Source organism: Curtobacterium sp. C2H10 (assembly GCF_025407985.1).
Classification (GTDB): Bacteria; Actinomycetota; Actinomycetes; order Actinomycetales; family Microbacteriaceae; genus Curtobacterium.
Map to the genome: position 1 here is coordinate 1 of NZ_JABXGF010000070.1, position 16,842 is coordinate 16,842.

General features: G+C 72.2%; 14 protein-coding genes and 1 riboswitch. Of the genes, 9 read left to right on the forward strand and 5 right to left on the reverse strand.

The annotated features are described in order from the left end of the window. The 6 genes from HWD93_RS17060 to ribH all read left to right on the forward strand — a co-directional run. Nucleotides 1–1,155: hypothetical protein (locus HWD93_RS17060; protein ID WP_261647461.1), on the forward strand; the 1,155-nt coding region annotated here is incomplete at its 5' end. 195 nt (nucleotides 1,156–1,350) lie between these two features. Next, nucleotides 1,351–2,664, forward strand: a complete 1,314-nt coding sequence (locus HWD93_RS17065) for an alpha/beta hydrolase-fold protein (RefSeq protein WP_261647462.1) — start codon at nucleotides 1,351–1,353, stop codon at nucleotides 2,662–2,664. Next, nucleotides 2,661–5,084: a DUF2156 domain-containing protein gene (locus HWD93_RS17070; RefSeq protein ID WP_261647463.1), complete on the forward strand. Its 2,424-nt coding sequence runs from the start codon at nucleotides 2,661–2,663 to the stop codon at nucleotides 5,082–5,084. The genes HWD93_RS17065 and HWD93_RS17070 overlap by 4 nt, the downstream gene beginning before the upstream one ends. A 197-nt stretch (nucleotides 5,085–5,281) precedes the next feature. After that, a riboswitch (FMN riboswitch) is annotated at nucleotides 5,282–5,416 on the forward strand. 91 nt (nucleotides 5,417–5,507) lie between these two features. Next, on the forward strand, nucleotides 5,508–6,209 hold the full coding sequence (locus HWD93_RS17075; protein ID WP_261647464.1) for a riboflavin synthase: 702 nt from the start codon (nucleotides 5,508–5,510) through the stop codon (nucleotides 6,207–6,209). Beyond that, nucleotides 6,209–6,925, forward strand: a complete 717-nt coding sequence (gene ribB, locus HWD93_RS17080) for a 3,4-dihydroxy-2-butanone-4-phosphate synthase (protein WP_306577570.1) — start codon at nucleotides 6,209–6,211, stop codon at nucleotides 6,923–6,925. The genes HWD93_RS17075 and ribB overlap by 1 nt, the downstream gene beginning before the upstream one ends. Further along, nucleotides 6,922–7,401 carry a 6,7-dimethyl-8-ribityllumazine synthase gene (gene ribH / locus HWD93_RS17085; protein ID WP_070418333.1) on the forward strand — a complete coding sequence of 160 codons (480 nt, stop codon included), beginning with the start codon at nucleotides 6,922–6,924 and terminating at the stop codon, nucleotides 7,399–7,401. Before ribB ends, ribH begins: the two co-directional genes overlap by 4 nt. A 164-nt stretch (nucleotides 7,402–7,565) precedes the next feature. On the opposite strand, the gene HWD93_RS17090 is transcribed toward ribH, so the two are convergent. From HWD93_RS17090 to HWD93_RS17110, 5 genes are all read right to left on the reverse strand, one after another. Continuing rightward, on the reverse strand, nucleotides 7,566–7,736 hold the full coding sequence (locus HWD93_RS17090) for a hypothetical protein (protein ID WP_156794867.1): 171 nt from the start codon (nucleotides 7,734–7,736) through the stop codon (nucleotides 7,566–7,568). Between the two features lie 66 nt (nucleotides 7,737–7,802). Continuing rightward, nucleotides 7,803–8,351 carry a TetR/AcrR family transcriptional regulator gene (locus HWD93_RS17095; protein WP_070418334.1) on the reverse strand — a complete coding sequence of 183 codons (549 nt, stop codon included), beginning with the start codon at nucleotides 8,349–8,351 and terminating at the stop codon, nucleotides 7,803–7,805. Nucleotides 8,352–8,589: 238 nt separating this feature from the next. Next, nucleotides 8,590–9,513 carry a carbohydrate ABC transporter permease gene (locus HWD93_RS17100; protein ID WP_071296387.1) on the reverse strand — a complete coding sequence of 308 codons (924 nt, stop codon included), beginning with the start codon at nucleotides 9,511–9,513 and terminating at the stop codon, nucleotides 8,590–8,592. Continuing rightward, nucleotides 9,510–10,550, reverse strand: a complete 1,041-nt coding sequence (locus HWD93_RS17105; RefSeq protein ID WP_083403485.1) for a carbohydrate ABC transporter permease — start codon at nucleotides 10,548–10,550, stop codon at nucleotides 9,510–9,512. Before HWD93_RS17105 ends, HWD93_RS17100 begins: the two co-directional genes overlap by 4 nt. Then, on the reverse strand, nucleotides 10,547–11,848 hold the full coding sequence (locus HWD93_RS17110; RefSeq protein ID WP_071296386.1) for an extracellular solute-binding protein: 1,302 nt from the start codon (nucleotides 11,846–11,848) through the stop codon (nucleotides 10,547–10,549). The genes HWD93_RS17105 and HWD93_RS17110 overlap by 4 nt, the downstream gene beginning before the upstream one ends. 183 nt (nucleotides 11,849–12,031) lie before the next feature. Here HWD93_RS17110 and HWD93_RS17115 point away from each other — a divergent pair, with 183 nt between their 5' ends. The 3 genes from HWD93_RS17115 (at nucleotide 12,032) to HWD93_RS17125 (ending at nucleotide 16,837) form a co-directional block, all read left to right on the forward strand. Further along, complete coding sequence (locus HWD93_RS17115) at nucleotides 12,032–14,092, forward strand: aldo/keto reductase (protein WP_071296385.1); 2,061 nt, start codon at nucleotides 12,032–12,034, stop codon at nucleotides 14,090–14,092. After that, nucleotides 14,071–15,093 (forward strand): LacI family DNA-binding transcriptional regulator, encoded by a 1,023-nt coding sequence (locus tag HWD93_RS17120; protein WP_071296384.1) that lies wholly within the window; start codon nucleotides 14,071–14,073, stop codon nucleotides 15,091–15,093. The genes HWD93_RS17115 and HWD93_RS17120 overlap by 22 nt, the downstream gene beginning before the upstream one ends. A 220-nt stretch (nucleotides 15,094–15,313) precedes the next feature. Beyond that, nucleotides 15,314–16,837, forward strand: coding sequence for an MFS transporter (locus HWD93_RS17125; RefSeq protein ID WP_070418338.1), 1,524 nt, complete (start codon nucleotides 15,314–15,316; stop codon nucleotides 16,835–16,837). The last annotated feature ends 5 nt before the right edge of the window (nucleotides 16,838–16,842 follow it).

Genomic DNA, 16,842 nt, shown 5'->3' on the forward strand with positions numbered 1-16,842 from the left:
GCGCCGGGCTCCGCGACGGGCAACGCGGTGGCGGTCGGCGGCGACGCCGTGTCCGCTGCCGCCACTCCTGCCGCGTCGGCGCCCGCCGACTCGACGCCGGCTGCTCCGGCCGCTGCGCCGACGACCTCGGGGTCGGACGGCACGGCCTCGGGCACGCAGGTCGTGCCCGTGGTGTCCGTCCCGGTGACGGTGTCGGGGAACGGCATCGGGCTGCTCGGTGACGGCACCTCGGCGGGGGCAGCTGCCCCGGCGGCCGGCGCCACGACGCCGACCGCAGGCGGTTCGACCTCCGGGTCGGACGGCACGGCCTCGGGCACGCAGGTGTCCCCGGTGGTGTCGGTCCCGGTGACGGTGTCGGGGAACGGCATCGGGCTGCTCGGTGACGGCACCTCGGCGGGGGCAGCTGCCCCGGCGACGGGTACCACGACGCCGGCCGCGGGTGGTTCGACCTCGGGGTCGGACGGCACTGCCTCGGGCACGCAGGTGTCCCCGGTGGTGTCGGTTCCGGTGACGATCGGTGGGAACGGCATCGGCCTCGTCGGTGACGGCACGAGCACCGGTTCCACGGCCCCGGCGACCGGGACCACGACGCCCACCACGGGCGGATCCACCTCGGGTGACGGGGGACTGCTCTCGGGCAGCCAGATCACACCCGTGATCAGCCTCCCGATCACCATCGGCGGCAACGGGATCGGCATCGTCGGCGACGGCACCAGCTCGACGACGACGCCCGGTGGCGGCACCACCGCCGGTGACGGCACCGACCCCGGCGACGGCACGGACCCGGGCGACGGCACCACCCCTGGTGACGGCACGGACCCCGGTGACGGCACCACCCCTGGTGACGGCACCGACCCCGGCGACGGGAACGGCGCTGGCGACGGCACCACGCCCGTCTCGGTGACCACCCCGACCACCCCGGCCACCGGGGCCGGCGCGGCCGTGGCGACCAGCGCCTCCCGGCCCGCGATGGTCGTCGCGACGACCGCAGGTGCCTCGACGGTCCTCCAGTCCGCCGTCCGCACGGTGGCTGCGGCGAGCAGCCAGCCGGCCCTCGCCTACACGGGAGCGTCCTCGCTGGTCGTCCCCGCCGGCATCGCCCTGCTGCTGCTCCTCGCCGGAGCGGGGACCCTGGTGCTGCGCAAGCGGCACTGACGTCCGACGGGCTCGAGGGGCACCGCGCCGCGGTGCCCCTCGCACCCGTGCCCGCCGTCCGCCGGACCTGTGTCCGCCGTCCGCCGTCCGCTGAATGAACGCCGAAGGCTCTCTGGGAGCTGACCATGGCGAACCTGTGCGGAGCAGAAGCGCCTCCGAGGCCGCCCGGCAGCAGGGCAGCGCCACGATGAGAGCGTGCTCCACGACCTCCTGCGCATCCCCATCACGGGCTCGACCGTCCTCGTACCGGTCGACGTGCTCGCCGCCGTCCTCGTCGTGTGGGCGCTCCTCGCCCGGCCGCGGTCGCTCGGCCGCGTCCTCGTCCGGATCGCCGCCCTCGGCGTCGGTGCGGTCGCCGGGCTGGCGCTCGTCTGGTGGTTCGGCGACGTCCAGGACGCGTTCGGTGTCGCGTTCACCTCGGTGACCCGGATGTGGGTCGCCCTGGCGTGCGCCGGGATCCTGCTGCTGGTCGTGCTGCTCGTGCAGGGCGGCTGGACGGGTCGGGTGGTCGCCGGGGCCGCTGCCGCGAGCCTGCTGCTCGCAGCGGGTCTCGGCATCAACGTCGACTTCGGCTTCTACAAGAACGTCGAGCAGGCCATCGCCACGAACCCCTACAAGACGCGGACCCTGGCGGAACGGGACCCCGCGGTCGAGCGGCTCGTCGACCTGCACGACTGGCACGCCCCGGCGGACATGCCGAAGGAGGGCGAGACGTTCAGCGTGACGATCCCCGGCACGATCTCGCACTTCCACGCCCGGAAGGCCGTGGTGTGGCTCCCGCCGGCCGCGCAGGTCCGGAACGCCCCGGCGCTGCCCGTGCTCGTCGCACTCTCCGGGCAACCCGGCGAACCGGCCGACCTCTTCCAGACCGGCGACATCGGCCACTACCTTGACCGGTATGCAGCAGCGCACGACGGCCTCGCTCCGATCGTCGTCGCCCCGGACCAGCTCGGCGCTCCGAACCGCAACCCGATGTGCGTGGACTCCCGGCGGCTCGGGCGCAGCGAGACCTACGTCATGACGGACACCGTCGACTGGATCCGGAAGCACCTCGCGGTCGCCACGGCACCGACGGGCTGGGGCGTGCTCGGCTTCTCCGAGGGGGCCACCTGCGCGATGCAGTTCTCGTCCGCCCACCCCGACGTCTTCGGGTCCGCGCTGGCGATCTCGAGCGAGATCGCCCCGAAGAACGGCAGCCTGCAGCACACCATCGCCGTCGGCTTCGGCGGTTCCCGCTCCGCCTACGACGCCGCGACGCCGGTCGCCGAGATGCGCGCCCACGGCCGGTACGCCGACCACCTCGTCGTGTTCGGGGTGGGCGGGGACGACGCCCCGTACAAGGCGTCCACCGCCACGCTCCGTGCGGCGGCCGAGCGGGAGGGCATCGCCACGCAGCTGGTCGTCTCCCCAGGGTCGGCGCACGACTGGAACACCGTCCGCTACGTGCTCGCGCACGGCCTCCCACCGGTGCTCGAGCACCTCGGGCTCCCCGCGAGCGGACCGCTGTGAGCGGCGTCGCATCGGCAGTGGCGACGGTCCGCCGGGTCGTCGTCACCCGCCCGGTCACCACGGCGATCGTCCTGCTCGTGCTGGCGACCTCGACGCTCGCGTTCGTCCTCCGGCTGGAACACGGAGCGCACGCGACCGTGTTCGGTCCGTTCCGGGTCTTCGCGGCGTCGACCGGCGTGCTCGCCCTGCTGCTGACGCTCGCCGGGGTGGTCGTGCTCGTCGGGGCCTCGGAGCGGCTCATGGGGTCCTGGCGCACGGCACTGGCGTTCGTGGTCACGACCGTCGTCGGCACGGGCATCGCCGCGTTCGCCGTGCTCGTCGACCTCGACGGCAAGGGCGCCGTGCCGATGGTGCTCGGCCGGGCGACGAGCTTCGACCCCTGGACCGCCATCGTCGGCACGGTCGTCACCGCCAGCGCCTTCGCGGGGACGCTGTGGCGGCGGCGGATCCGGGTGAACGCCCTCGCCGTGGTCGCCGCCCTCCTGCTCTACGCCGGGCACGTCTCCGACCTGTCCGCCGTCCTCGCCGCGGCCGCCGGGTGGCTGCTCGGCGAACTCCTGCGCCGCACGCCGAAGCGGCAGGGCTGGGTGCGCAGCTCGCACCGCGAGATCCGGGTGCTGCTCGGCACCGCGGTGCTGGTGTCCGCCGTCGGCCCCGTCATCGCGCTGGTGTCCCGCGCGCGGGTGGGACTCCTCGCACCGATCGCCGCGGTCGTCGGCGCCGGCCCCGTCACCCCGGTGCGGGGCTGCCGTGCGGACGCGGTCGCGGGGGAGTGCCTCCGCGGGCTCCTGTCCTTCCGTGCGACCGACCCGTGGACCCTCGTGCTCGCCGTCGCGCCCCTGCTCGTGCTCGTCGTCGGCGGACTCGGGCTCTTCCGCGGCAGTCGCTTCGCGGTGTGGCTCGTGGTCGTCGTCGACACGGTGACGGCGGTCGCCGCCGCGATCACCTACGGCCTCGTCCCGGGGCGCGTCGTCGCGCAGCACGGCCTCGAGGACCAGTTCGTCACCGACGTGTCCATCGTCGCGTCGATCGTCGTCCCGCTCGGGACCGCGGTCGTCCTCGTCGTGCTGCGGCGGTCCTTCACGGTGCTCACCAGCCGGCGCCGCGTCGTCGCCTTCGCGGTCACCGTCGGTGCGGCCGCGGTCGGCATCGTCGTCGTGGTGCTGGTCGTCGCCGCGTCCTCGGCGCACCACGTCGAGGACCCCCTGCGGCTGGCGCTCGCCGCCCTCGGCCCGCTCGCACCGGTGAGCTTCTGGGACCGGCTCCCGTCACTCGACCACGCGCTCCGGCTCGTGCTCGGGCTGAGCGGACCGGTGCTCTGGCTGGTCGTGGCGATCGCCGCCGTCCGGCCGACCGGGGCCGTCGAACCCGACACCGACGCGGACGCTGCACACGCCGACCGCGAGCGCGCCCGCGCCCTGCTCGTCGCCGGTGGCGGGGACGCGTTCGGCTGGATGACGACCTGGCAGGGCAACGCCTACTGGTTCGCCGAGGACGGTCGCGCCGGCGTCGCCTTCCGCCGGAACGGCCGCGTCGCGGTGACGGTCGGCGGGCCCTTCGGCTGGCCCGACGCCCGCACGGCGGCGATGACCGCGTTCGCCCGGTGGTGCGACGACAACGGCTGGACGGCGGTCTTCTACGGCATCGGCGCGGAGACCGCCGGGGTGCTCACCGCGCAGGGCTGGGCGACGCTCCCGGTGGCCGAGGACGCCGACTTCGACCCCCGGACGTGGACGACGAGCGGGAAGAAGAAGCAGGACGTCCGGACCTCGGTGAACAAGGCGGCGCGCGAGGGCCTGACCGCGACCTGGTCGAGCTGGCAGCAGCTGCCCGCGTCCACCACCCGGCAGATCGAGGCGATCTCCGAGGAGTGGGTCGCCGAGCGCGAGCTGCCCGAGATGGGGTTCACCCTGGGCGGGGTCGACGAGATGCGCGACCCCGCGGTGCGCACCCTCGTCGCGCAGGACCCCGAGGGCACGGTGCTCGCGGTCACCAGCTGGTTGCCGGGGTACCGGGACGGCCGGGTCGTCGCCTGGACGCTCGACGTCATGCGACGCACACCCGCGGCACCGAACGGCGTGATGGAGTTCCTCGTCGCGAGTGCGGCCGACCGGATGCGCGAGGACGGCGTCGAGCGACTCAGCCTTTCCGCGGCCCCGCTCGCGCAGGCCGCTGAGGGCCCGCAGGCGAACGACGGCGTGCAGAGCCTGCTGGACCTGGTCGGCGGGGTCCTGGAGCCGGTGTACGGGTTCCGGTCGCTGCTGCGGTTCAAGCAGAAGTTCGGCCCCGAGCTGCACCCGCTGGTACTCGCCTACCCGGACCCGGTCGCGCTGCCGGCGATCGGGATCGCGGTGGTGCGCGCGTACCTGCCGGACCTGTCGCTCCGGCAGGCGGTGGCGTTGGCGCGCGGGCGCGGCTGAGCAGACGGACCGACGGACGGTTCGGGAGGCGCGGCGCACCTCCGCCCCGCGGCCAGCGGGACCGGGTGGCGGACGCGGGTCGCGGGGTCGGCCGCACCGCGCCTCCTGGCCCGGAGCGCGGTCACGCGACGTCCGGTTACGCCCACGGAACCGGCGCAACGTGTCCGTCACCTGGGTGGGGTATCGTTCCCGGTACGCAAGCGCTCCGGGGTCGGTGCAAGTCCGAACCGGTGGTGACAGTCCACGAACTGATGACGGGTGCGAACCCGGCAGAGGTTGACCCGGTGGAACTCCGGGACCGACGGTGAAAGTCCGGATGGGAGGCGCGCTGGCGGACGAGACGTCCCACGATCCGTGGGCGCGACCCGTCCGTCGATGCCGACGATCGTCGAACGCCCCCGGAGTCCCGTTGAGAGGACACCAGTGTTCACCGGCATCATCGAGGAACTCGGCACCGTCACCGCCGTCGAGCAGCACGGCGACTCCGTCGCGCTCACCGTCCGCGGGCCCGTCGTCGTGCAGGACGCCCGGCACGGCGACTCCATCGCGACGAGCGGCGTCTGCCTGACCGTCGTCGAGCAGACCCCGGAGACCTTCACGGCCTTCGTCATGAAGCAGACGCTCGACATGAGCGCGCACGGGTCGCTCGCGGTCGGCGACCGGCTCAACCTCGAACGCGCGGCCTCGGTCGGCGACCGGCTCGGCGGGCACATCGTCCAGGGCCACGTCGACGGCACCGCCACCGTGCTCGAGACCGCGGACGGCGACGGCTGGCGGCGCGTCCGGTTCTCGCTCGCGCCGGACCTCAGCCCCCTGGTCGTCGACAAGGGCTCGATCGCGATCGACGGCGTCTCGCTGACGGTCAGCGCCGTGTCCTCCGAGGACACCCCGGCCGCGGACTCCTGGTTCGAGGTGAGCCTCATCCCCGAGACGCTCGAGGCCACCACGCTCGGCGCCCGCGTGCCGGGGGACCGGGTGAACATCGAAACCGACGTCCTGGCCCGGCACGTCCGGCGGATGCTGCGGCTCGACGCGGCGGTGCGGCCGCTCGAGGGCGATGCGCGTCCGCTTGCGGGTGCCGCGGGTCCGCTCGCGGGTGCCACGCTCGGCCAGGAGGCACGGTGATGGTCGCCGGGGCACGTCCCGCCGCGCAGGCGGGTGCCTCCGGTGCGGTCGTCCCGGGATCGCTCGGGCTGTCGAGCGTCGACGAGGCCATCGCCGCCATCGCCGCCGGCCGCCCGGTGATCGTCGCCGACGACGAGGACCGCGAGAACGAGGGCGACGTCATCCTCTCCGCCGAACTCGCCACCCCCGAGTGGATCGCCTGGACCGTGGCGCACTCGTCGGGGTTCATCTGCGCCCCGGTGAGCGTCGAGATCGCCGACGCACTCGACCTCCCGCCGATGGTCGCCCACAACGAGGACGTCCGCGGGACGGCCTACACCGTGACCGTCGACGCCGCCGTCGGGGTCACCACCGGCATCAGCGCCCACGACCGAGCGCACACGTTGCGGGTCCTCGCCGACCCGGCGTCCGTGCGCGGCGACCTGCACCGGCCCGGACACGTCGTGCCCCTGCGTGCCCGTCCGGGCGGGGTCCGCGAGCGTGCGGGCCACACCGAAGCCGCGATCGACCTGGTCACCGCCGCAGGGCTCCGGCCCGCTGCGGCGATCTGCGAGATCGTCGACGAGGACGGCGGCATGATGCGTCTGCCGGGACTCCTCGGACTCGGGGCACGCGCCGGCGTGCCCGTCATCACCATCGCCGCGCTCGCCGAGTGGCTCGACGCGGCAGACCGGGCAGCGGCGGAGTCCGCGCCCACGGAAGGAACGGCACGATGAGCGGAGCAGGCGCGGCGGACCGCGACCACGTCGACGGCAGCGGCATCCGGGTGGCGATCGTCGCCGGGCAGTGGCACGACGAGATCGCCGGGGGCCTCCTCGCCGGGGCGCAGCGCGAGGTCGAGCGGCTCGGTGCCACGGCGGAGGTCATCCCCGTCCCCGGGAGCTTCGAGCTGCCCGTGGTCGCGAAGGCCGCGCTCGAGGCCGGGTTCGACGCGGCGGTCGCCCTCGGCGTGATCATCCGCGGTGGGACCCCGCACTTCGAGTACGTCTCGGACGCGGCGACGAGCGGCCTCACCCGGGTCGCGATCGACGCCGGCAAGCCCGTCGGCTTCGGCGTGCTCACCCTGGACGACGAGCAGCAGGGCCTCGACCGTGCCGGACTGCCCGGTTCGAAGGAGGACAAGGGAGCCGAGGCCGTGCACGCCGCCGTGTCGACCGTGGTGACCCTGCGCCGGCTGCGCGTGCTCGCGTAGGCGACCCGCGCCTCCTGGCCCGCCGCGCGTCAGCGCGTCGCTCCTGCGCTCGCACAACCGAAGACACCCCGCGCCACGCGATCACGTGGTGCGGGGTGACTTCCGTTGTGCGAACGGCCCCGCACCTCTTCAGGTGCGGGGCCGTTCGTGTGCGGTGGTGCTGACTACCGCTTGCCGAACACGTGGATCGGCAGGAAGAAGGAGAGGCACATGAGCACGAGACCGCCCATGAAGATGAACGCCTGACCCGAGCTCACCTGGAACGCGAAGCCGAACAGGTACATCGAAACCAGCAGCAGCAGGATCGAGAAAACAGCGGCGATGACGCGGCCCACAGTGGTACCTCCGGAATCAGGCGGGTGGATCGGACCCAGTCTATCCCCAGGAGGGACGAACTCGGTTCACGCGCCGGGGCGGGTGGCGATCAACCGGTCGACCACGGCGAGGAGCGGTTCCATGTCGACCGAGGCGCGGTCCGGTCGGACCTCGCTGGCGGCGCCGAGGGACGCCGCGTGGTACAGCCCGTCGCCCATGAGCTTGATCGCCTGCGCCGTGGGGACGTCCCCGAGCGAGTCGACGAGCGTGGCCAGCCAGGCGTTCTCGGTCTCGTCGAGGGTGCGGCCCGCCTCTTCGTAGCCGGCCTGCTGCAGCCGGCTCGCCGCGAGGAGGGCGAGGTCGAGCTCGCTGCCCACGAACTGGCAGTTCCGCACGAAGTAGCGGGCGGCGCCGTCCTCGGCGTCCCGCATGCGCTCGACGTCGATGGCGGAGAGGTCGGACAGGCGTTCGCAGAGTCCCTCGACCAGGGCGGCCTTCGAGCCGAAGTGGTAGAGCAGTCCGCCCTTGGACACCCCGGCCCGAGCGGCCACGGCGTCGAGGGTCGCCGGACGCTCTCCTTCCTCGCACACGATGGCGACGAAGCTGTCCAGGACACGATCGCGGGCGCTTGCCATGCCGGAAGTCTGCCATGGGACGCGGGCGTGCCGCGTCCGGCGGGCGCGGAGCGGGCGCAGCGCAGGCGCGGAGCGGGCGCTGTGCCGACGACACGGCGGGCGCAGCGCAGGCGCGGAGGAGGCGCTGTGCCGACGACACGGCGGGCGCAGCGCAGGCGCGGAGGAGGCGCGGTGCCGACGACACGGCGGGCGCAGCGCAGGCGCCGTGGGCCATCCTCCACGGCGCCTGCGGGTCCGGTCAGCCCTTCAGCGCCCCCGCCGCGATGTTCGCGATGAAGTGCCTCGAGCCGATGATGAACACCCCGATGAGCGGGAACACGCTGATCACGGCACCGGCCATCACCGAGCCGAGGTCGGTCGCGTTCACCGAGCTGAGCGAGGCGAGTGCCACCTGGAGCGTCTGTCCCTTCGGGTCGATCAGCACGATCAACGGCCACACGTAGTCGTTCCACGCCGTGATGAAGGTGAAGATGCCGAGGAACGCGAGGCCTCCGCGGAGCATCGGGACCGCGATCGACCACCAGGTGCGGAAGAACCCGGCGCCGTCCACGCGCGCGGAGTCGATGACCTCGTTCGGGATCGACCCGGTGGCGAACTGCCGCAGGAGGAAGATGCCGAACGCGTTCGCCGCCCCGGGGACGATGAGCGCCTGGAGTCCACCGATCCACCCGAGGTGCGCCATGAGCACGAAGCTCGGCACGAGCGACAGGCTGCCGGGGACGAGGAACGTCGCCAGCATGACGGTGAACAGCGAGCGCTTGAACGGGAACTCGTACTTCGCGAAGGCGAACGCGGCCAGCGAGTCGAACAGCATGACCAGGACCGCGGTGCCGCCGGCGACGATGACGGTGTTGCCGAGCGCCCGCAGCATGTCGACGCTGCTGAACACCGTGGCGAGGTTCTGCATGGTGTGGTCGCTGAACCACAGCGACGGCGGGTAGCCGAAGATCTGCGCGTTCGACGACGTCGACATGACGAGCAGCCAGTAGAACGGGAAGATCGACAGCACGACGCCGACGATGAGGCACAGGTGCGTGACGAGCCGTCCGACCCAGCCGTGCCTGAACCCCCGGCGGTGGCCGTCGGGCCCGTCGGTGACGGCGTTCGGCCGGCCGAGTGCGGCGGCGGTGTTCGTGGTGCGGGGTGCGGTGTCGGCGCTCATGCGCGGGGTCCCTTCGCGCTGGTCGTGACGGTGCGCGGGGTGCGCAGTCGCCGTGGGGTCTTGAGCCCGTCGCGCTCGCTGAGCAGTCGCCAGTTGATGATCGCGAAGACCACGGAGAAGAAGAACAGCACCCAGGCGATCGCCGAGCCGTACCCGAAGTCGAACTGGTTGAACGCCTGGTCGTACTGGTAGAGCACGATCGTCATGCCGGCCTCGTCGGGGCCGCCGACGGCCTGCCCGTTGAACAGGATCTGCGGCTCGGTGAAGAGCCCGAGGCCACCGATGGTCGACGTGATGACGGTGAACAGGATGACCGGCCGCAGCATCGGGATCGTGATGCGCGTGAAGATCTGCCAGGTGTTCGCGCCGTCCACCTTCGCCGCGTCGTACAGCTCGGTCGAGATCGACTGCAGGCCGGCGAGGTAGATGATCGCGTTGTACCCGGTCCAGCGCCAGATGACCATGACCGCGATCGTGACCTTGATGCCCCAGTACGACGAGAGCCAGCCGACCGGGTCGGCACCGACGGCTCGGAGCGCGGCGTTGACGAGCCCGAACCCGTCCGAGAACACCGAGCCGAACACGATGGCCATCGCGACCATGCTCGTCACGTTCGGGATGAAGAACGCGACCCGGTAGAAGCCCTTCGCCCGGATGTTGCCGTGCAGCAGGAACGCGAGCACGAGGGCGAGGAACAGCATCGGGACGGTCGAGATGATCCAGATGATGAAGGTGTTCGAGACGGCGTTCCAGAACCGCGGGTCGGTCAGCAGGTACTGGTACTGCGCGAGGCCGACGAACGCGGGGGAGCCGACGCCGTCCCAGTCGGTGAACGACAGCACGATCGAGAAGACGATCGGGAACAGCCCGAACACGAGGAACAGCACGTAGAACGGCGCGATCGCCACGTACTGCGGCCAGAACCGGCGCAGGCTGAAGCGGTGCCCGGTCGCCGCGGTGGAGATCGACGCGGTGGGGGCGCCCCCGACGACGGGGTTCGCGGTGGTGGCGGTCTTCTCGCGGATCGGCGCGCTCATGCCGACACCCCGCGCTTCGCCAGGACGCGGTCGGTCTGGTCGATGGCGTCCTGCCAGGCACGCTCCGGGTCCTTGCCGCCGGACTCCACGTTCGTGATCTCGGTCGCGAAGGCGCCGATGAACCGCTCCGAGTTCGAGATGTACGTCACGGGGACCTCCGGTGCGGCCTTGCTGAAGAAGTCGAGCGGGTTCTGGTCCCCGAAGAAGTCGCCGGGGTTGCGCATGATGCCGTTCTCGAACGACGCGGGTGTCGACGGGAAGAGCTGGATGTCGTTGTAGGTGTGGGACTGCACGTCCGCGCCGGTGATCCACTTGGCGAACGCCACCGCGGCTTCCGGGTTCTTCGACGTCTTGGGCACGGCCAGGAACGAGCCGCCGCTGTTGCCCGGTCGCTCGGGCTGCCGGGCGATCCGCCACTTCCCGGACAGGTCCGGAGCCGTGTCGTGGATGATCTGCGTCCACCACGCGCCCTCGATCTGCCCGGCGACCCGACCCGCGACCCACCCGGCGTTCTGGTCGGTCCCGGACTGCAGGTTGCCGGTGATCCCGGCGTGGATCGACTCGACCGCGTTCTCCCAGGCCTTCCGGATCGAGCTGTCGTCGTCGTGGTAGAGCGGCTGGTCGTCACGGTCGAAGTACCGCGTGGGGCTCGCGGAGACGAACTGGTTGAAGAGCTGCGTCGCGGTGATGATCGTCGCGGCACCGGTCTTCTGCTTGATCTGCTTGCCGAAGGTCCGGAAGTCCGCCCAGGTCTGGATCGCCGCGCTCACCTCGTCCGGGTCGGTGGGGAGGTCGGCCTTCTGCAGGACGTCCTGGTTGTAGAAGAAGCCGGTGGGGCCGGTGTCGACGGGCCAGAAGCACTGCCGCCCGGACGGGGTCCGGCCGAGCGAGAGCTTCCAGTCGTAGTAGGCGGACTTCTCGGTGGCGGAGGGATCGAAGTCGGTGAAGAGGTCCTCGTCGGGGAAGTAGAGCCAGCAGTTCGAGTTCACCATGAGGACGTCGGGGATGAACGCGTTCCCGGCGAGGGCGGTCCGGAACTTGGTGTCGTACGACGCCCCGCCGATGAGGTCCGGCCGCAGCCGCATCGGTTCGTGGCCGCTGATGCCCCGGGCCGCCTGCTTCAGGAACTTCGGGTCGAGGGACCGGTTCCAGTACCAGAGGACGAGTTCGTCCGGGTCCTTGGAGATCGCGGTACCGGTGGAACACCCGGCGAGGAGGGCCGTGGTGGCGAGTGCGCCGAGGGCGCCTGCGCCGGCGAGGAACCCCCGCCGGCTGAGACTGTGCGTTGCTGCTGTCACTGGTGTGCCTGCTCTCGTCGTTGAGATGCGGAACCGTTGAGCGCTCGACCGTGAACGCTCACGAAGTGGTCAGAGCATGCCCCGGCCGACACGCCGTGTCAAGCATCCGCATCGTTGCAGGTGCGGAGACGGACGGGTACGGTCGTCGGGACCGTGAAGGTTCACGACACGATAGGGATCCGCATGTCAGCGCAGACCGCGACCACCGCCAGCAGCACCTCCTCGACGGGGCACGACACCCCCGGCTGGGCCGTCCTCGGCCCCGGTGGGATCGCCCGCCGCTTCCTCTCCCAGCTGCCCTCGAGTGGCGTCGGGGCGACCCTCGTCGCCGCCGGCAGCTCATCGGCGGAGCGAGCGGGAGCGTTCGCTGCCGAGGCGGCCGAGCACGGGTTCGCCGACGTCGTCGCGGCCACCTACGACGAGGTGCTCGCCGACCCGCGCGTCGACGCCGTCTACGTCTCGACGGTCCACACCGGGCACGCGGCGCTCGTCCTCGCGGCGCTCGCGGCGGGCAAGGCGGTCCTCTGCGAGAAGCCGCTCTCGCCGAACCACGGCACGTCCATGGCGCTCGCCGACGCCGCACGCCAGGCCGGCCTGCCCCTCGTCGAGGCGTACATGTACCGCTTCCACCCGCAGACCGCGGCCCTGCTCGACCTCGTCCGGCAGGGTGCCATCGGTACCGTCACGCACGTCGACGCCTCGTTCGCGTTCCGGGCGGGCAGCCGCTCCGGCCGACTCTTCGACGTCGACACGGCCGGCGGCGGGATCCTCGACGTGGGCGGCTACCCGGTGACCATGACGGCCGCGATCGTGCAGGCCGCGACCGGCGTGGCCGTCGCCGAGCCCACCGAGCTCACCGCCACCGGGACCGTCGGCCCGACCGGCGTCGACGAGTGGACGGTGGCACAGCTCAGCTACACCGGCGGGATCACCGCGAACCTCCGGACCGGCGTCCGCGTGCAGGACGACAACGCCGTGGTCGTCCACGGCACCACGGGGAAGATCACGCTCACCGACCCGTGGACCCTCGGCGACGACCCCACGATCGAGATCAGCACGGTCGACGAGGACCCGCGCACGCTGTCCTTCGCCGGGGCGCACCCCTACGCCCTCGAGGCCGACGCCACCACGGCGGCCCTCGCGGCCGGTCGTGTCGACGCCCCCGAGTTCACCCTCGACGAGTCGCTCGCCACCGCCCGGACGCTCGACAAGTGGCGTGCCGCGATCGGTCTGCGCTTCCCGTTCGAAGCCGAGACCGCCGACATCCCGACCGTCAGCGGCCGACCCCTCACGGTCGCCGCGCACGAGCCCGACCGTGCCGACAACCCGATGCGCTACGGCGAGGTCGCGGGTGTCGGCAAGCGCATGTCCCGACTGGTGATGGGTGTCGACAACCAGCCCGACCTGGCGCACGCGAGCGCGATCTTCGACCTGTTCGTGGAGCAGGGCGGCAACGTGTTCGACACCGGCTACATCTACGGCGGGGGCGTGCTCGAGGGTCGGCTCGGCAAGTGGATCCAGAACCGCGGCGTCCGCGAGGACGTGGTCGTGATCACCAAGGGCGCGCACACGCCGTACTGCGACCCGGAGTCCCTCACCCGGCAGCTGCTCGAGAGCCTCGAGCGCCAGGGCACCGACTACGCGGACATCTACATGATGCACCGCGACAACACGGACATCCCGGTGGGGGAGTTCGTCGACGTCCTCGACGAGCACCGTCGTGCTGGCCGCATCCGCGTGTACGGCGGCTCGAACTGGACCCCTGCCCGGTTCGACGAGGCGAACGCCTACGCCCGCGCGAACGGCAAGCACGAGTTCGAGGTGCTGAGCAACCACTTCGGCCTGGCCGAGGCGTACGACGTGCCGTGGGCCGGCTGCGAGCACGCCACCGACGCGGCGTCGAAGCAGTGGCTCGAGGAGCGCCAGGTGCCCCTGCTGCCCTGGTCCTCGCAGGCGCGTGGGTTCTTCACCGGCCGGGCCAAGCCGGAGGACACGAGCGACGCAGAACTCGTGCGCTGCTACTACAGCGACGAGAACTTCGAGCGGCTGCGCCGTGCGTCGGAGCTCGGCGAGCGGTTCGGCGTCCCCGCGACGGCGATCGCCCTGGCCTACGTGCTGCACCAGCCGTTCCCGACGTTCCCGCTCTTCGGACCGCGTACGATCGCGGAAGCCCGGTCGTCCATGACCGGCCTCTCCGTCGACCTCACTCCGGAACAGGTGGCATGGCTGGACCTCCGCGACTGACCGAACCCGTTCCCGCACCCGGCGGCCGGGCGACGATCATCGACGTCGCCGCGGCCGCCGGGGTGTCCCGGCAGACCGTCACCCGGGCGATGAACGGCATGTCCGGCATCAGCGCGGCGACGAAGGAACGGGTCCTCGCCGCCGCGGAGCGCCTCGACTACCGGCCGTCGCGCTTCGGCCGCGGGCTCGTCACGGGTGGCGACCACCAGCTCGGCCTCGTCGTGAACGACCTGCGCAACCCCTACACGCCGCAGCTGGCCTCGGCCGTCTTCCGACTCGCCGCCGAGCAGGGCTGGAACGTCATGCTCGCCGACGTCGACCTCGCGAGCGACGCCGACCGGATGGTGCAGGCGCTCGGGTCGCAGACGGACGTCGTCATCGGGTACCTCGGCTCCCGTCGCGACCGGTGGCGCGAGCTCCTCGGCACCGTGCCGATGGTCGAGCTCGACCCGTACTCGGAGCCACCGACCGCAGCCGTCTGGATCGACCCCGCCGACGCGATCGAGGTCCTCGCCGACCACCTCGTCGCCACCGGGGTCCGGCACCCGGTCGTGCTCGACAACTCCTCGCCGGAGCACACGAGTGTCCGCGGCATCCTCATGATGGACGCCCTCCAGCGGCGCGGGTACCTGCCCGAGCTCGTGCACGCGGAGCACGGCACGGCGGAGTGCGGCGCCGAGGAGACGACACGGATCCTCCGGCGACGCCGACGACAGGACGCGATCCTCGCCTTCAACGACGTGATGGCGCTCGGTGTCCTGCAGGCCTGTCGGCGGGCGGGCGTCGACGTCCCGCGGGAGCTCCGGGTCGTCGGCGTCGACGGCCTGCCGCTCGGCTCGCTCGTCTCGCCGACGCTCACCACGTTGGCGGTGGACCTCGACGAGGTCGCGCGTGAAGCGCTCGACCTCGCCCTCGGCATGCTCGCCGGCGAGCTGCCGCGGCAGGGTGACGCGGTGCAGCGCACGGTGCGGCACCGCCTGCTCCTGCGCGAGTCGGCCTGACGACGCGGCCCACGAGACAGCGCGACCGGAGGACGGACGGGAGGCGCGGTGCGGGCCCGCACCGCGCCTCCCGTCCGTCTTCAGTTGCATTTGCAACCATTACCGTCCAGACGGTACACTAACGGAGTCCTGACGGGATGCGTGCACACCCCGCGTCCCGTCCGGTCCGTTCGTCAGTTCCGCCGTCGACCTGGTCCGGCTCGAAGTCCCTGGAGTCACCGTGTCCGCCCTGCTCACCAGCCCGATCCCCACTGCCGCCACCGGCAGCCGCGCCCGCCGGTTCGCCGCCCTCGCGGTGCTCATGCTGCCCGTCCTCCTCATCTCGGTGGACAACACCGTCCTGAGCTTCGCGCTGCCGTCGATCTCGCGCGCGCTGAACCCGGACGCCACCACGCAGCTCTGGATCGTCGACGCGTACCCGCTCGTCCTCGCCGGCCTCCTCGTCGTGATGGGCAGCATCGGTGACCGCATCGGCCGCCGTCGGATCCTCGTCGTCGGCGCCACCGGCTTCGCGCTCTTCTCCGTCGCCGCGGCCTTCGCCACCGACGCCTGGATGCTCGTCGCCGCACGGATCGTCATGGGCGTGTTCGGCGCGATGCTCATGCCGGCGACCCTCTCGATCATCCGCAACGTCTTCGTCCACGCGGGGGAGCGGCGGATGGCGCTCGCCGTCTGGTCCACCATGTTCGCGGCGGGCAACGCCCTCGGGCCGCTCGTCGGCGGCGTACTGCTCGCGCACTTCCACTGGGGCGCGGTGTTCCTCGTCGCGGTGCCGATCCTCGTCGTGATGCTCGTCGCCGTGCCGTTCTGCGTTCCGGAGTCCCGTGACCCGAACCCGGGGCCGGTCGACGTGCCGAGCATGTTCCTCTCGCTCGGCGCCCTCGCCCCGATCGCGTGGGCGATCAAGTCCGTCGTGCACCCCGAGGAGCGCGGCTTCGCGATCGCGATGCTCGCCGTCGGCGTCCTGTGCGGCATCGCGTTCGTCCGTCGGCAGCTCCGCTCGCGGACCCCGATGCTCGACCTCCGGCTGTTCCGGAGCACGGCGTTCACCGGCAGCGTGCTCATGAACATGGCGGCGATGTTCTCGCTGACCGGGTTCCTGTTCTTCATCGCACAGCACCTGCAGCTCGTCGCCGGCCTCGACCCCTTCGCGTCCGGCATGGTGCTGGTGCCGGGGTCGATCCTCACGATCGTGGCGGGCCTCGTCGTCGTGCCGATCGTCGCCCGGGTCGCTCCGCGCTGGGTCGTCGCCGTGTCGCTGCTGTTCTCGGCGGCCGCCTACGCGATGGTCGCGGTCCTCGGGCACCACGCCTCGATCGTGGCGCTGGCGTTCGCGTTCGTGCTGCTCGGGATCGGGATCGGTGCCTCGGAGACGGTGACGAACGACCTGATCATCTCGACGGCCCCGGCGGACAAGGCCGGTGCGGCGTCGGCGATGTCCGAGACGGCGTACGAGATCGGTGCCGTGCTGGGGACCGCGGTGCTCGGGACGATCCTGGCCACGGCCTACCGGGCGCACGTCGTGGTGCCGGACGGGCTGTCCTCGTCGGCGCACACCGCTGCGCAGGAGACCCTCGGCGGAGCGGTGTCGGCGGCGTCGTCCCTCGGCGGGTCGGCGGGGCAGGCGCTGCTCGAGTCGGCGCGGGCCGCGTTCGACTCCGGCGTCACGGTGACGGCGGGGGTGGCCGCGCTCCTGATGGTGGTCGCGGCCGCCGGTGCCGTCGTCATGCTCAAGCGCCGGTAGCGCCG

Excerpts from the sequence above, each read along its gene's own strand:
- HWD93_RS17120 (WP_071296384.1), top strand. The coding sequence starts at position 14,071 with ATGGCTGGACCTCCGCGACTGACCGAACCCGTTCCCGCACCCGGCGGC.
- HWD93_RS17105 (WP_083403485.1), bottom strand. The coding sequence starts at position 10,550 with ATGAGCGCGCCGATCCGCGAGAAGACCGCCACCACCGCGAACCCCGTC.
- HWD93_RS17095 (WP_070418334.1), bottom strand. The coding sequence starts at position 8,351 with ATGGCAAGCGCCCGCGATCGTGTCCTGGACAGCTTCGTCGCCATCGTG.
- ribH (WP_070418333.1), top strand. The coding sequence starts at position 6,922 with ATGAGCGGAGCAGGCGCGGCGGACCGCGACCACGTCGACGGCAGCGGC.
- HWD93_RS17115 (WP_071296385.1), top strand. The coding sequence starts at position 12,032 with ATGTCAGCGCAGACCGCGACCACCGCCAGCAGCACCTCCTCGACGGGG.
- HWD93_RS17100 (WP_071296387.1), bottom strand. The coding sequence starts at position 9,513 with ATGAGCGCCGACACCGCACCCCGCACCACGAACACCGCCGCCGCACTC.
- ribB (WP_306577570.1), top strand. The coding sequence starts at position 6,209 with ATGGTCGCCGGGGCACGTCCCGCCGCGCAGGCGGGTGCCTCCGGTGCG.